Annotated in this window: 9 protein-coding genes; 6 read left to right on the forward strand and 3 right to left on the reverse strand. The window is 48.1% G+C overall.

The features are described 5' to 3' along the window. The first annotated feature begins 73 nt into the window (after nt 1-73). The 4 genes from nadC (at nt 74) to M3089_RS03840 (ending at nt 5,094) form a co-directional block, all read left to right on the forward strand. Nucleotides 74-922 (forward strand): carboxylating nicotinate-nucleotide diphosphorylase, encoded by an 849-nt coding sequence (nadC, locus tag M3089_RS03825; protein WP_249081830.1) that lies wholly within the window; start codon nt 74-76, stop codon nt 920-922. Further along, nucleotides 916-2,562: a M23 family metallopeptidase gene (locus M3089_RS03830; protein ID WP_249081831.1), complete on the forward strand. Its 1,647-nt coding sequence runs from the start codon at nt 916-918 to the stop codon at nt 2,560-2,562. The genes nadC and M3089_RS03830 overlap by 7 nt, the downstream gene beginning before the upstream one ends. A 61-nt stretch (nt 2,563-2,623) precedes the next feature. Next, complete coding sequence (locus tag M3089_RS03835) at nt 2,624-4,249, forward strand: dipeptidase (protein WP_249081832.1); 1,626 nt, start codon at nt 2,624-2,626, stop codon at nt 4,247-4,249. Between the two features lie 437 nt (nt 4,250-4,686). Continuing rightward, entirely contained in the window at nt 4,687-5,094 is a 408-nt protein-coding gene (locus M3089_RS03840) for a DUF4112 domain-containing protein (protein ID WP_249081833.1), read from the forward strand. A gap of 103 nt (nt 5,095-5,197) precedes the next feature. On the opposite strand, the gene nifJ is transcribed toward M3089_RS03840, so the two are convergent. The 3 genes from nifJ to M3089_RS03855 form a co-directional block, all read right to left on the reverse strand. Further along, nucleotides 5,198-8,776 (reverse strand): pyruvate:ferredoxin (flavodoxin) oxidoreductase, encoded by a 3,579-nt coding sequence (gene nifJ, locus M3089_RS03845; RefSeq protein ID WP_249081834.1) that lies wholly within the window; start codon nt 8,774-8,776, stop codon nt 5,198-5,200. A 48-nt stretch (nt 8,777-8,824) separates the two neighbouring features. Then, nucleotides 8,825-10,012: an ATP-binding protein gene (locus M3089_RS03850; protein ID WP_249081835.1), complete on the reverse strand. Its 1,188-nt coding sequence runs from the start codon at nt 10,010-10,012 to the stop codon at nt 8,825-8,827. A 195-nt stretch (nt 10,013-10,207) separates the two neighbouring features. Beyond that, nucleotides 10,208-10,852, reverse strand: coding sequence for a hypothetical protein (locus M3089_RS03855; RefSeq protein WP_249081836.1), 645 nt, complete (start codon nt 10,850-10,852; stop codon nt 10,208-10,210). Nucleotides 10,853-11,069: 217 nt separating this feature from the next. Between M3089_RS03855 and M3089_RS03860 the strand changes: the two genes are divergently transcribed. Further along, nucleotides 11,070-11,942 (forward strand): sigma-70 family RNA polymerase sigma factor, encoded by an 873-nt coding sequence (locus M3089_RS03860; RefSeq protein ID WP_205110535.1) that lies wholly within the window; start codon nt 11,070-11,072, stop codon nt 11,940-11,942. 102 nt (nt 11,943-12,044) lie between these two features. After that, entirely contained in the window at nt 12,045-14,021 is a 1,977-nt protein-coding gene (locus M3089_RS03865; protein ID WP_249081838.1) for a DUF5686 family protein, read from the forward strand. Nucleotides 14,022-14,221 lie beyond the last annotated feature (200 nt).

A 14,221-nucleotide genomic window follows, 5' to 3' on the forward strand; every position in this document is an offset into this window, starting at 1 on the left:
AGGCCATCTGGCGGTGCTTATCAATGACAAGAAAACACCCTCAATTGGGTTTTAGAGTATAAAGAATAGAAATATGCTAAGCGTTAACGAATTAGAAGACAGGCTGATAGACCTGGCCTTTGCCGAGGACATTGGCGATGGTGACCATACAACACTGTGTTGCATACCCGAAGAGGCAATGGGCCGTTCAAAGCTCCTTATCAAGGAAGACGGCATACTGGCCGGTGTAGAGGTGGCAAAAGAGGTGTTCAGGCGGTTCGACCCCGACATGAAGGTCGAGGTGCTCATGGGCGACGGCTCTACGGTACACACAGGTGACGTGGCCATGGTGGTAAGCGGCAGGGTGCGCTCATTGTTGCAAACCGAGCGCCTGATGCTCAACATCATGCAGCGCATGAGCGGCATAGCCACGATGACCCACAAGTATGTAGAGAAACTGGAAGGCACGCACACGCGTGTGCTTGATACGCGTAAGACCACTCCGGGCATGAGGATGCTTGAAAAGCAGGCCGTGAAAATAGGCGGAGGATGCAACCACCGCATTGGCCTGTTCGATATGATATTGCTCAAAGACAACCATGTTGACTTTGCAGGCGGCATTGAAAACGCCATCGACCGATGCCACAAATACCTGAAGGAGAAAGGGCTCGACTTGAAAATAGAGATTGAAGTGAGAAACTTCGATGAGCTTTCAAGGGTGCTTTCGCACGGCGGGGTAGACCGCATAATGCTCGACAACTTCACTGTTGAAGACACGAAGAAAGCCGTCGACATGATTGGCGGTAAATATGAAACAGAGTCAAGCGGCGGCATAACATTCGACACCATACGCCAATATGCCGAGTGTGGCGTCGACTTTGTGTCGGTAGGTGCATTGACCCACTCTGTGAAAGGGCTCGACATGAGCTTCAAGGCATGCTGAGCGCAATAGCAGGATTGTTATTGGCGATACGCGTCACCTATGCTTCGCCTGTAGGCTATGACGTCACCCTGGCTGGCAACTTCGGCGAACCACGGCTCAACCACTTCCATTGCGGCATCGACGTAAAGACCGATGGGGTGGAAGGCAAACGGCTCATGGCTGTGGCAGACGGATATGTCAGCAGGATAACTGTTGGTCTGTCAGGTTTTGGAAATGCATTGTACATCACCCACCCAGATGGCAATACCAGTGTGTATTGCCATCTGAAATCTTTCACCCCCGCAATTACCAGATTGCTTCGCAAATGGCAGTATGCGCATAAGTCTTATGTGGCCGACGTGCGCCTGGAGCCGTTGGCATGTCCGGTGGCCCGCGGCCAGTTTGTGGCAGTGAGCGGAAACACGGGAGCAAGCGAAGCACCACACCTGCATCTTGAGATGCACGACACACGCACGGGCCGGCTGCGTGACCCGCTTGACGTTCTGGGCAACTGCGTGGCCGACGGCATGGCGCCAATGGCCCATGCATTCATGGCGTATCCCGTGGCGGGCGAAGGCATCTTTGAGGGAGGGTCGGCCAAGCGTTCGTTTGGCTTCGGTTCACACAAGCTGGCCCGAAGGTTTACTGCATGGGGCAAGGTGGGCTTTGGAATATGGGCCAACGATTACACGGAGGCCACATACAACAGGTACGGAGTGAGGGAAACTGTGCTGAGGGTAGACGGCAGGGAGGTGTTCAGGAGTTGCGTTGACGGTATACCGCCATTTGCAAACCGCCGCATAAACTATTGGGGCGACTATGAGCATTACCTGCGCTACGGAGTTTGGTATATGAAATCGTTCCGTACACCGGGCAATACATTGCCTTTTATCACTACCGACAGCAACGGCGGCATCGTCGATTTCAACGAAGAGCGAGACTATACGGTAGAGTATTCTCTTACCGACTATTATGGCAACACCTCTGTCTACAGCTTTGTGGTGAGCGGCGTCAAGGCGCAGTTAGGCCACAAGAAAGAGCCTGCCAACGGAAAGAAAATGAAACATAATGAAATTTCAACATACTCATATCCCGGCGTTTGGCTCGTAATACCTAAAGGGATACTCGATGGCAACATAATGCTCCGTCCGATAGAGATAAAGAGGGAAGACCCCAACATGTCTATGTATTCTTTTTATGACAGTGCTTGCCCGCTTGCGTCGTGGGCTGAGTTGGGGCTGGCCGTGCAGGCGAGAGGCATAGACCCAAGCAAGCTGTATGTCAGGAGCGGCGACGGCCGGTATTTCGGAGGCACCTACAAGAATGGCTGGGTGACCGCACGCATACGCGAGCTCGGGGTTGCCTACGGACTTGCTTATGACGACCGCCCGCCTACGGTGGTCAAGGTTGGGCGCAATGGCTGGGGCAACAACGACAGGCTGCAGTTTAACGTAACCGACGGAGAAAGCGGAGTGAAATCCGTGAAAGGCTACATCGACAATGAGTTCATTCTGTTTGAGCATGTCGACAAGAGCAGCCGATACGTATGTTCGCTGACAGATACTCCAGTGAAAAAGACTGGGCGTTTGCGCACATTGACGTTTGTTGTCACCGACAACAGAAACAACAAGACTGTAGTCAGAGACGCACTGGTGTATTAAACTTTGCGTCTGGTACTTGATGATTCACCATAACCTGTAATTAACATAAACAAAACAATCAATGAAGAAGATATCATTAGTTTTAAGCATGCTTGCAGTAGCTGTTTATGCACTGCCATGCACAAACCTGATAGTAGGTAAGAAAGCGAGCGCGGACGGGTCTGTGATGTGTTCGTACAGTGCCGATGACTACGGCATGTTCCAGAACCTTTGCCATTATCCTGCCGGCAAGCACGCCAAAGGAGAGATGCGCGACATATATGACTGGGATACCAACGAGTATCACGGGCAGATACCAGAGGCACCTGTGACATACAATGTGATTGGCAACATCAACGAGTTTCAGGTCACCATTGCAGAAACCACATTCGGAGGTCGCCCCGAGATGGTTGACTCTACCGGAATTTTGGATTACGGTTCGCTGATCTACGTAGGCTTGCAGCGTTCGCGCACGGCAAGGGAGGCCATATCTGTAATGACCGAGCTGGCCGAGGAATACGGCTATAACAGCGAGGGCGAGACATTCACTATATGCGATCCCAATGAGGCGTGGATAATGGAGATGATGGGATGCGGCCCCGGAAGCAAAAGCGTTGTTTGGGTAGCCATACGCATACCCGACGATGCCATTTGCGCACATGCCAACCAAAGCCGGATTAGGACATTCGACCAGAAAGACAAGAAGAACGTTATGTTCTCAAAGAATGTTGTAAAGTTTGCACGCGAGAAAGGCTGGTATGATGGGAAAGACGCCGATTTTAATTTCTGCATGACCTATGCAGCCCCCGACTTTGGCGGTCGCCGCTGGTGCGAGGCCAGGGTTTGGAGCTTCTTCAACATGTTTGGAAATGGCATGGACAAGTATGTTCCATACGCCGAGGGCACCGCAACCGATGCAGAACCCATGCCCTTGTGGATTATCCCAAACAAGAAACTTACGGTAGCCGACATTGAAAACGCCATGCGCGACCACTACGAGGGAACACCTTTCGCGCTCGACAAAGAGGGTGACATAGGCGGAGGAATATGGCAGATGCCTTATCGGCTTACACCGCTCGAATACGAGGTGGACGGCAAAAAATGCTTCAATGAGCGCCCCATATCAACCCAACAGTCGGGCTTTGTGTTTGTCAGCCAGATGCGCTCATGGCTGCCGCGTGAGATTGGCGGTGTGCTTTGGTTCGCCAACGATGATGCCAACATGGCTCCCTTTACTCCTGTTTACTGTTGTGTGGACAAGGCTCCCAACTGCTACAATACCCCCGGGGCCGACGCTGTGACATTCTCTAAGGACAACGCGTTCTGGATGCAGAACTGGGTTAGCAACATGGTATATCCGCGATATGAGCAGATGTTCCCAAGTTTGAAGGCCGTGCGCGACTCGCTCGATGCTTCATACTTTGCAGCCCAGCAGTCGGTTGAAAGTCACGCCCAGAGCTTATACAAGCAATCTCCGGCTGAAGCGGCCGCTTATCTTACAAGATACTCAACCGAAAAAGCCCAGCAAATGCTCGCACGATGGCAGCAACTGGCAGTGCACATCATTGTAAAGTACAACGACATGGTGGTTAAACCCGAGAAGTCGGGCAGGTTCTTGCGCACTGCCACCGGATTGGCTGAGCGTCCTCAAAGGCCAGGCTATCCGACAAAGTACGCAAGGGAGATGCTGAAGCGCGGAAATAAGTGACAGCCAATGGTGTTGGCGCCTGAGCAACACGGGCTGGATTTCGTGCTGCACTTGCGTGGCATTGACAATCGGCGGAAAGCCACTTACATTTATTTATCATGCCGTTTTGCACTGCAAAACGGCATGATTTGTTATTTGCCGACATGTGGTGTTGCAGCGCGATAAACCACCATGGCACGGCCCATTGGCAGAAATGGTTGCCAACCGTATGCTATCTGCCATTACATCAGCTACGTTTTTAACTATACATGATATCCTTGGGCGACATTAAATGGCACGGATGATAGGGTTTGGAAATATTTATGCTAAATTTGCAGCGAAATAATGTTGCTTTCAATAATGCCAAACAAGTAGACATGGGAGAATACAATCATTTAAAATATGCCGGCATAAAAGAATCAGTGGCGTACAGATGCATTGGGCAAATTGCCAAATGGATGGACAGATACTATCTCGATGCCGTAATTGGTCTGTTGCTTGAAGGGGTAGGCGACTTTATTACTCAACTATTGACATTGCCGTATCTGTATATCAGCATATTCAAAATAAAGTCGCTGCCACTTACTCTTGCCATCATATATAATTCTCTATGTGACCTTGCCATAGGCATGATTCCATTGGGAATAGGCGACCTGATGGATATTTTCAAACGGTCGTACATGCAGAATTTCAAACTAATAGATGGTTTTATACATGGTGACAGGGCCACGATAAGTGCCGTTAACAAAAAGGCTGCCATCACTGTGGTGCTTATTGTGCTCATGGTTGTTGTAATATACATACTCGTCAAGCTGACCATCGCTTTGATGGGGTATGTTTGGGACGTGCTCGCCGGGCTGCTTTGATTGCCCGCTCTGCAATCTGCCTCGCGGACAGTATGGCCAACAAACAAAAGCCTCCCGCCCTTTCGGGCAGGAGGCTTCAAGTTATAATGCAGGTAATGCCTTGTTATGCTTCAGGCTGGTTTTCATTGCTCCAGTCCATCAAGGTCTGGCGCACATAGCTCTTGTAACGGAGCTGTGCCATGCGCTCTGCCTCGGCGAAGAGCTCTTCTGCCTCGTTAGGATATGCCTTCTTTACAGAGAGGTAGCGAACCTCGCCCATGAGGAAGTCGTGGAACTTGCTCCAATCCGGTGCCTTTGAGTCGAGTGAGAACGGATTCTTACCCTCGTCGGCAAGCGTAGGATTGTAACGCCACAGATGCCAGTAGCCACACTCAACAGCCTTTGCCTCTTCGGCCTGGCTCTTGCCCATGCCGCCCTTGGCCTTCAGACCGTGGTTGATACAAGGAGCGTAGGCGATGATGAGTGACGGTCCGGGATAAGCCTCGGCCTCACGTATGGCCTTGAGGCACTGAGCCTGGTCGGCTCCCATGGCAATCTGAGCAACATAAACGTAACCATAAGTTGTTGCTATCATGCCGAGATCCTTCTTGCGGATGCGCTTGCCCTGGGCAGCAAACTGGGCGATGGCACCGAGCGGAGTAGCCTTGGATGCCTGGCCACCGGTGTTAGAGTAAACCTCGGTGTCGAGCACCAGGATGTTAACATCCTCACCACTTGCAATAACGTGGTCAAGTCCGCCGTAACCGATATCGTAAGAAGCACCGTCACCACCGATAATCCACTGGCTGCGCTTAACCAGATAGTGGTCGAGAGTCTTAAGCTCCTTGCACAGCTCGCATCCGGCTTCGGCACCGGCAGCGATAAGCGGCTTCAGCTTTGCCGCGGCAGCCTTAGATGCATCGGCGTCATTCTTGCCGGCTATCCACTCCTCGGCAGCTGCCTTGAACTCGGCCGGTGTGCCTTCCTTGGCTATGGCTTCGTTGAACAGCAACTCAATGCGCTCCCTCATCTTCTTGTTTCCAAGGGCCATACCCATACCGAACTCGCAGAAGTCTTCGAACAACGAGTTGTTGAAGGCAGGGCCGTGACCCTCTTCGTTTGTGCAGTAAGGTGTTGAAGGAATAGACGCAGAATAGATAGATGAGCAACCTGTTGCGTTGGCAATCATCTCACGGTCGCCGAACAACTGCGAGATGAGCTTCACATAAGGTGTCTCACCGCAACCGGCGCAAGCACCAGAGAACTCAAACAGAGGCTTTGCAAACTGAGAGTTCTTCACATTGCTCTTGATGTCGACAAGGTTTTGCTTGCTTGTAACATCCTTTACAAGGTAATCCCACTCGGAAGCCCTCTTCTCGTCTCCAGCAAACGGAACCATAGTAAGAGCCTTACCCTTCTTCGGGTTGCCGGGACATACGTCGGCGCAGTTGCCGCAGCCGAGGCAGTCCATTACAGAAACACCTATCACGAAGTGCATGCCCTTCATTGCTGCAGGAGCCTTCATTTCAAGGGTGGGAGAGGCGTAGCCTTTCAACTCGTCGTCAGTAAGCACGAACGGACGGATTGATGCGTGAGGACAAACATAAGCACACTTGTTGCACTGTATACAGTTCTCTGAATTCCATACAGGAACGAATGCTTCAACACCGCGCTTCTCGTATGCAGCCGTGCCTACCTGCCAAGAACCGTCGGCTGTGCCGTGGTTAACGAAATCAGAAACCTTGAGGAGGTCACCGGCCTGGGCGTTGATAGGACGAACGAGCTCTTTAACGAATGCGGGAGCATTGTCTTCCTTGACAGCATCGTCAGCCAGATTTGCCCATGACGGGTCGATGGCGAGTTGCTTGTATTCACCACCACGGTCGACAGCGGCATAGTTCTTGTCTACAACGTCCTGACCTTTCTTGCCGTATGACTTAACGATGAACTTCTTCATCTGCTCTACAGCCAGGTCAACAGGTATAACGCCGGTGATGCGGAAGAATGCGCTCTGAAGGATTGTGTTGGTACGGTTGCCAAGGCCAATCTCTTGTGCAATCTTTGTTGCATTGATGTAATATACCGTGATGTTGTTCTGGGCGAAATAGCGCTTTACCTTGTTAGGTATGAAGTTCACAAGCTCTTCACCGTCGAAGATTGTATTCAACAGGAATGTGCCGTTCTTCTGCAGACCACGGGTAACGTCGTACATGTGGAGATATGCCTGAACGTGGCATGCAACGAAGTTAGGTGTGTTCACCAGATAAGTAGAACGTATGGGGGAGTCACCAAAGCGCAAGTGTGAGCAGGTGAAACCACCAGACTTCTTTGAGTCGTAAGAGAAGTATGCCTGGCAGTGCTTGTTGGTGTTGTCGCCGATAATCTTGACGGAGTTCTTGTTTGCACCAACAGTACCGTCAGCACCCAGTCCGTAGAACTTGGCCTCGAACATGCCTTCTCCGCCCAATGCCATCTCTTCAACCTGTGGCAGCGATGTGAATGTAACATCGTCAACGATACCAACAGTGAAATGGTTTTTGGGCTCTGGCAATGCCAGATTGTTGAATACAGAAATGATCTTGGCAGGTGTGGTGTCGCTTGAACCAAGGCCATAACGACCACCTACAATGAGAGGCTTGTTCTCAACATCGTAGAATGCGCTCTTTACATCAAGGTACAGCGGCTCACCCTCTGCGCCGGGCTCCTTTGTGCGGTCGAGCACTGCTATGCGCTTAACGGTCTTGGGAACTGCAGCAAGCAGGTGCTTGACAGAGAACGGACGGTACAAGTGAACTGATACCATGCCGACCTTCTGGCCGTTTGCATTCAGATAGTCAATGGCCTCACGTGCAGCCTCGGTTGCACTACCCATAAGAATGATTATGCGGTCTGCATCTTCTGCTCCATAGTATGAGAAGAGGTGGTACTCACGACCAGTGATTTCGCTGATTTTGCCAAGGTACATCTCAACGACCTCAGGCACTTTGTCGTAATACTCATTGCAAGCCTCACGGTGAGTGAAGAATGTTTCGGGGTTCTCTGCTGTACCACGGGTAACAGGGCGCTCGGGAGACAATGCACGGTCGCGGAAACGCTTGATGTCTGCTTCGTCTACAAGCGGACGGATGTCGTCTTCCTCCATGAGTTCAATCTTGTGGTACTCGTGCGATGTGCGGAATCCGTCGAAGAAGTTTACGAACGGAACGCATGTCTTAAGTGATGCCAAGTGGGCAACAGCGGTAAGGTCCATAACCTCCTGTACAGAACCCTCGCAAAGCATGGCAAAGCCTGTCTGGCGGCAAGCCATGACATCCTGATGGTCGCCAAAGATGCAGAGTGAGTGAGATGCCAGTGTACGTGCTGAAACATCAAAAACACAAGGAATCAGCTCACCAGCAATCTTATACATGTTTGGAATCATGAGCAGAAGTCCCTGCGATGCAGTGAATGTTGTCGTAAGGGCTCCGGCCTGCAGTGAACCGTGTACGGCTCCTGCTGCTCCTGCCTCAGACTGCATCTCCTGCACGGTGACTTCCTGGCCCCACAGGTTCTTGCGACCACGGGCGGCCCACTCATCAACATGCTCTGCCATCGGAGATGACGGAGTGATAGGGTAGATGGCAGCCACTTCCGAGAACATGTAGCTCACGTGAGCAGCGGCCTCATTACCATCACAAGTGATAAATTTTTTTTCTTTAGCCATTTTTTGAATAGATAAAATATTAATGAATAAACAAAAGTTCCTTTATGTCTAATATAAGAAACCAAACAACCAAAGGGGTATTTCGTTACCTTTACCCACTTCGGTATTATATCTCGCATATATCGTATCGGATGACGGTTTTATCCGGCTGAAATCGTTGGCGTCACACACCCTGAATTTCATGTCGCCGTCTATCGTATAGAAATTGTCGCGGCCACTCTGATTAACCAAATGGTCTTTCCAAAGGGAATTAACCAAAAATGTCTCCATAACATCCTGTGTCTCAACCCTTATCGGGTATATTGCGTAAATGAGATTCGAATTATGCATCATCACCTTAGTCGGCTTTTTGGGAAAACTATGGTCAATAGGATAAATCATATTTATCAACCTTGCATCAGCCAGATACTTGATGTAATTCATTACTGTTGCCCTGCTTGTCTTAATATCATGGGCCAACTGGCTGATATTGGGGGCCTTAGAACCGTTAACCGCCAGTAGATAGAATAATTTCTTTATCTTTGTTAAATATTTCAGCTCGATTTGTTTTATGAACAAGATGTCAACTTCAGTCACCATATTCATGGTCTTCAGCAAATTCTCGGAATAATTGCGATGCTCTTGGAAGAAAGGGTAGAAGCCATGGTGTATATATTCCTTGAAATATTTGTTGGGTGACACCTTGGGCAAGATGTGCTTGATTAGATGTTCGTGGTCGTTTATAATTTCCTTCATAGTATAAGGCCGGAAGTTATTGCCTGTCTGAAGGTTCAAAAACTCCCTGAAAGAAAATCCCCGCAAATTGTAGCTTTTTACAATGCCATTGAGTTCAGGGTTCTCTTCTTTGAGCCTCATGACGCTTGAACCGGTAAAAACAATCTTCAACTTGTCGTATTTATCATAACAATCACGAAGCTGTTTACTCCAATTCGGCTCCTTGAAGACCTGGTCTATCAACAAGACACGGCCTCCATTTTTATAGAAGTCTCCTGCAAAATCAAATATGCCACGACCCTGAAAATAGAAGTTATTCATATTTATATATAAACAACGCCTATCATTCACATCAAAGTTTTCTTTGGCATACTGCAAAAGAAAAGTCGTCTTACCTATACCTCTAGTTCCCTTAATGCCAATCATGCGGTCATTCCAGTCTATCTCATCCATCAGCATGCGACGTACCGGTGCATTGGTATGCTCGACCAAATAGGCATGGGTTCTAAAGAAAGCTTCCATATCACTTTAATTTTAAACACATCTCGCTACTTAACTGCAAAGTTAGCAAATAATTTGCAATTTGCAAAGTATATATAGCAATTTGCACCAAAAATAGTTTCTCAATGGACAATACTGAAAACGACCTCTCAATATCGCCTCTCCGACAACCGTGTTAAATTTCAGATAATCGGCATTATGATAAATGTCTGTATGTCAGGCGGTTGCTGTGATTAGTTTAAGTAACTTAATGAGCGATGTAGGGTCTTCCCAACTGAAGTCTGGTGACTGCAGTAAGGTTTTGTACAATCGTCTATTTTTGTCGTTAATATACTTTTTGAGATTTCGCTCATGAACCTTGATTATCTTGCCATCGATATCATAATAAAATGTATTGCGCAACGGATAATTGCTTTGTACCTCCGGCGAAGCGTCCGAACCGTTCACGTTTACAAATTCTCGAAGCTCAAGATTCGTTATCTGCCTGTTGTTGAGCAATTGTGTGCGGTATGCATCCACATCTATCAGCGATACGCATAGAAGTTTATCATTGTTGAGAGTATCAACCACACGGGCTAAAACAGAATCGACACGCACATATTCGCAGTCTCCAAAATTTACAGACTCCACCTGATCCATGTCAGCCTCCATATTCAAGCGCCCATGCTTATATACCAAGGAACTATTCTTAAGGAAGATATTCGCTTCATTTTGCTTGAGGAGCTTGCCATCGTTCAATGTAATTATTGCTGGCCTGAATGTTTCAAATACGGTTGTCCGAGTAATCCTGCCCGGCATAGTCTGCCCCATGCCAATAGCTACCATGGACGCACATATTATAAATAAAGCTATCTTTTTCACGTTTCTTCGTTTTTCCAGCAAAAATAATAATTATTACCGAATCGCGGAAATTTTGCAAGAGAAAAAACGTCGTTTATCTTTTTTAACGTTAAATATTTGCAAAAAAGAGAGCAACGTATCTGTTTTTTTTGTAATTTTGCACCGCTTAAGAGCAGTATATATGATATACAATTGATTATCAGACAGTTACGGACTATTTAGGCATTAATTAATAGATATGAGGCAATTAAAAATTCAAAAGAGCATTACTAATCGTTCAAGCGAAGCTTTGGATAAGTACCTGGTAGAAATTGGCCGCGCCCCGCTGATTTCCATCGATGAGGAAATTGAGTTGGCTCAAAAAATCCGCAAAGGTGGTATTGAAGGCGAAAGAGCCAAGGACAAGCTGGTGACGGCCAATCTTCGATTTGTTGTATCTGTTGCCAAACAATATCAGCATCAGGGGCTTACGCTCACTGACTTGATAGATGAGGGAAATATTGGGTTAATTAAGGCCGCACAGAAGTTTGACGAGACACGAGGCTTTAAATTCATTTCATACGCAGTGTGGTGGATAAGGCAGAGCATCCTGCAAGCTATTGCAGAGCAAAGCCGCATTGTGCGCCTGCCGCTCAACCAAGTAGGGTCTCTCAACAAAATCAATCACGAAATCAATAAGTTCGAGCAAGAGAACCAGCGCCATCCTTCTGTATCAGAATTGAGTGCCGCGACAAACCTTGACGAGGACAAGATTGGCCAAAGCCTGATGGCCGACGGCCACCACGTATCGATAGACGCCCCATTCCAGGACGGCGAAGACAATTGCATGCTCGACGTAATGGCCAGTGGCGAGGACAGCCGTACCGACAGGCATGTAGACCACGAGTCAATGGCACAAGAGCTCAATTCTGTACTCAACAAGGTTCTGAAAGATCGCGAGATAACCATCATTCGTGAGTGTTTTGGCATCGGTTGCCATGAAAAGGGCCTCGAGGAGATTGGCGACCAGCTGGGTCTGACACGTGAGCGTGTTCGCCAGATACGTGAAAAGAGCATAGCCAAATTGCGTGATAGCGGCAATGCCAAAATATTGATGAAATATTTAGGCTAAAAAGAGTTATATTATTTTGCGGCCTCAATAATTATTATTATTTTTGAAGTCGTGAAATATAAGCCGTTTGTAAGAATAATATTACTGGGCATATTTCTATATATGCCCAGTTTTATTTTTGCCAAAGTCACAGCAGACTCGTTGGTGATGGACAGGCTGTTTTCATATAAAAGGAACCTTGCGCCGAGCATCAGCGGTTTCACCGACGACTTTTACCTCAAGTACAGCTTCAGGACAGTGAGACGCAACCCCACCCTTATATTTGTGCCCACGATGTATTCGATAGCAAGAGGTAACAGGAATTACATCGGTGAGAACATCGGTAGGATATCATTCAAGGCCATTGACGATTACCGCATCGACCAAAAAACGCTGAAAAGCACCATTCCTCACAACAGGAAGGCAATGGACGTAATGATGCGCTTCATCATTCCCAACCTCTATGGCATATCACTGTTTGACAAATACATGCTGTCGCCGTTCAATTACAACAACAGGATTTTCTATAGATACAGGATAAGCATTAGCGATGAAGGCAGGGCTTGCGTCAACTTTACCCCGAAGTTGAACAACACACAGTTGGTCAAAGGCTTTGCAATAATTGACAGATATACAGGCAAGATAATCCACACACGCTTTAGCGGAGAATACGACATGGTTACCTTTGAGGTAAATGCATACATGGGTGATGACGACACCCCCTATGCCCTGCTGCCTACACGTTGTGACTCAAAGGCCGTGTTCAAACTCATGGGCAACGAGCTCAGGGTAAGGTTTTATGCAAATTTTGAATGCAAAGTGCCAGACATAGACTCAATCGACGACAAAAAAGCAGAAAGCATAATAGACAGCGTTAGGCCCGACCCGTTGGAACGTATAGAGGAATCCATCTATCGAGAGCACATCCAAGAAAACATCGCTAAAGACTCCGCCCAGGCAACGGTTGTGAAGCGCAAGAACAAGATGCTGAAAAAAACATGGGACATCGTCGACGACTATATCCTTAGCGGCCAAGATGCAAGCAACGATAACGCATCGGTGACATTATCGCCGCTGTTCAACCCCCTATACTTGAGCTATAGCCACAGCCACGGACTTGCATACAAGATGGACATTGGTGCCAGATACATATTTGCGCCGGACAGATACATAACCTTCACGCCAAGGCTGGGATACAATTTCAAGATTAAGAAGTTTTACTTCAACGCCCCACTCCGCTATACCTTCGATGCGAAACGCAACGGATGGGTGGAATTGACATGGGCCAACGGCAACAGGATAACCAACTCGAGCGTACTGGAAATAATTCAGGAAGAAAACCGCGACACAATCGACTTCTCGTCGCTCAACCTCGACTATTTCGACGATGAGATGGTGAGCCTGTCGGGTAGCATGCAGATTACCAAGCATCTTGAGATGGCTTTGGGCTTCGTCTACCACCGGCGTTCTGCCGTTAACAGGCATGAGATGGAGCAATTGGGCAAGCCATCAGAATACAGAAGCTTTGCGCCAATGGTCACGCTGACTTTCCGTCCCCACTCGGAAGGGCCCACGTTCACGGCAAACTATGAGCGAGGACTTACCAATATCTTGCAATCAAACATAAAATACGAGCGTTGGGAGTTTGACGCCTCGTTCAAGAAGGTGTTGCACAGCCTGCGTAAATACAACCTAAGAGCCGGCGGCGGATTCTACACCAACAAGTCGACCGACTACTTTGTTGACTTCGCCAACTTCCACGACAATTACATCCCCGGTGGCTGGGACGATGACTGGACAGGCGATTTCCAGCTCCTCAACAGCCAATGGTATAATGCATCAAAGTATTACTTCCGCACTAATGTATCCTACGAGTCGCCACTGCTGCTTGTCACTTGGATACCCCTCATCGGTAAATACATTGAGACAGAACGTATATATGCAAATTTCCTACAGATAGAACACACGCGCCCATACACGGAAATAGGCTACGGACTCACCAACAGATATTTCTCTATAGGTCTGTTTGCAAGTTTCCTCAATGGCAGTTTCAATGAGTTCGGCAGCAAATTCTCATTCGAATTATTCAGAAGATGGTAGTAAAAAGTGCCCTAAACGCAATAAGCCGGCGGTCTGCGCCTTGCAATATGGTTGATTGGCCATGCAAAAGTTTTTCGTTATGCGCAAGACTTTTGATAAATTACTGTATTTCAATATCTTGTTGCAACAATGTTACTGTATTGCCTGAACACTTGCATGGCGTCCGCAGTAGTTTCAACAGCAATAATAAACCGCATTGA

The organism is Marseilla massiliensis (assembly GCF_023336985.1).
In the GTDB taxonomy this organism is placed as follows: Bacteria; Bacteroidota; Bacteroidia; order Bacteroidales; family Bacteroidaceae; genus Prevotella; species Prevotella intestinigallinarum.

Coding starts and splice junctions, on each gene's coding strand:
- nadC (WP_249081830.1), top strand. CDS start 74: ATGCTAAGCGTTAACGAATTAGAAGACAGGCTGATAGACCTGGCCTTT.
- M3089_RS03830 (WP_249081831.1), top strand. CDS start 916: ATGCTGAGCGCAATAGCAGGATTGTTATTGGCGATACGCGTCACCTAT.
- M3089_RS03835 (WP_249081832.1), top strand. CDS start 2,624: ATGAAGAAGATATCATTAGTTTTAAGCATGCTTGCAGTAGCTGTTTAT.
- M3089_RS03840 (WP_249081833.1), top strand. CDS start 4,687: ATGGACAGATACTATCTCGATGCCGTAATTGGTCTGTTGCTTGAAGGG.
- nifJ (WP_249081834.1), bottom strand. CDS start 8,776: ATGGCTAAAGAAAAAAAATTTATCACTTGTGATGGTAATGAGGCCGCT.
- M3089_RS03850 (WP_249081835.1), bottom strand. CDS start 10,012: ATGGAAGCTTTCTTTAGAACCCATGCCTATTTGGTCGAGCATACCAAT.
- M3089_RS03860 (WP_205110535.1), top strand. CDS start 11,070: ATGAGGCAATTAAAAATTCAAAAGAGCATTACTAATCGTTCAAGCGAA.
- M3089_RS03865 (WP_249081838.1), top strand. CDS start 12,045: ATGCCCAGTTTTATTTTTGCCAAAGTCACAGCAGACTCGTTGGTGATG.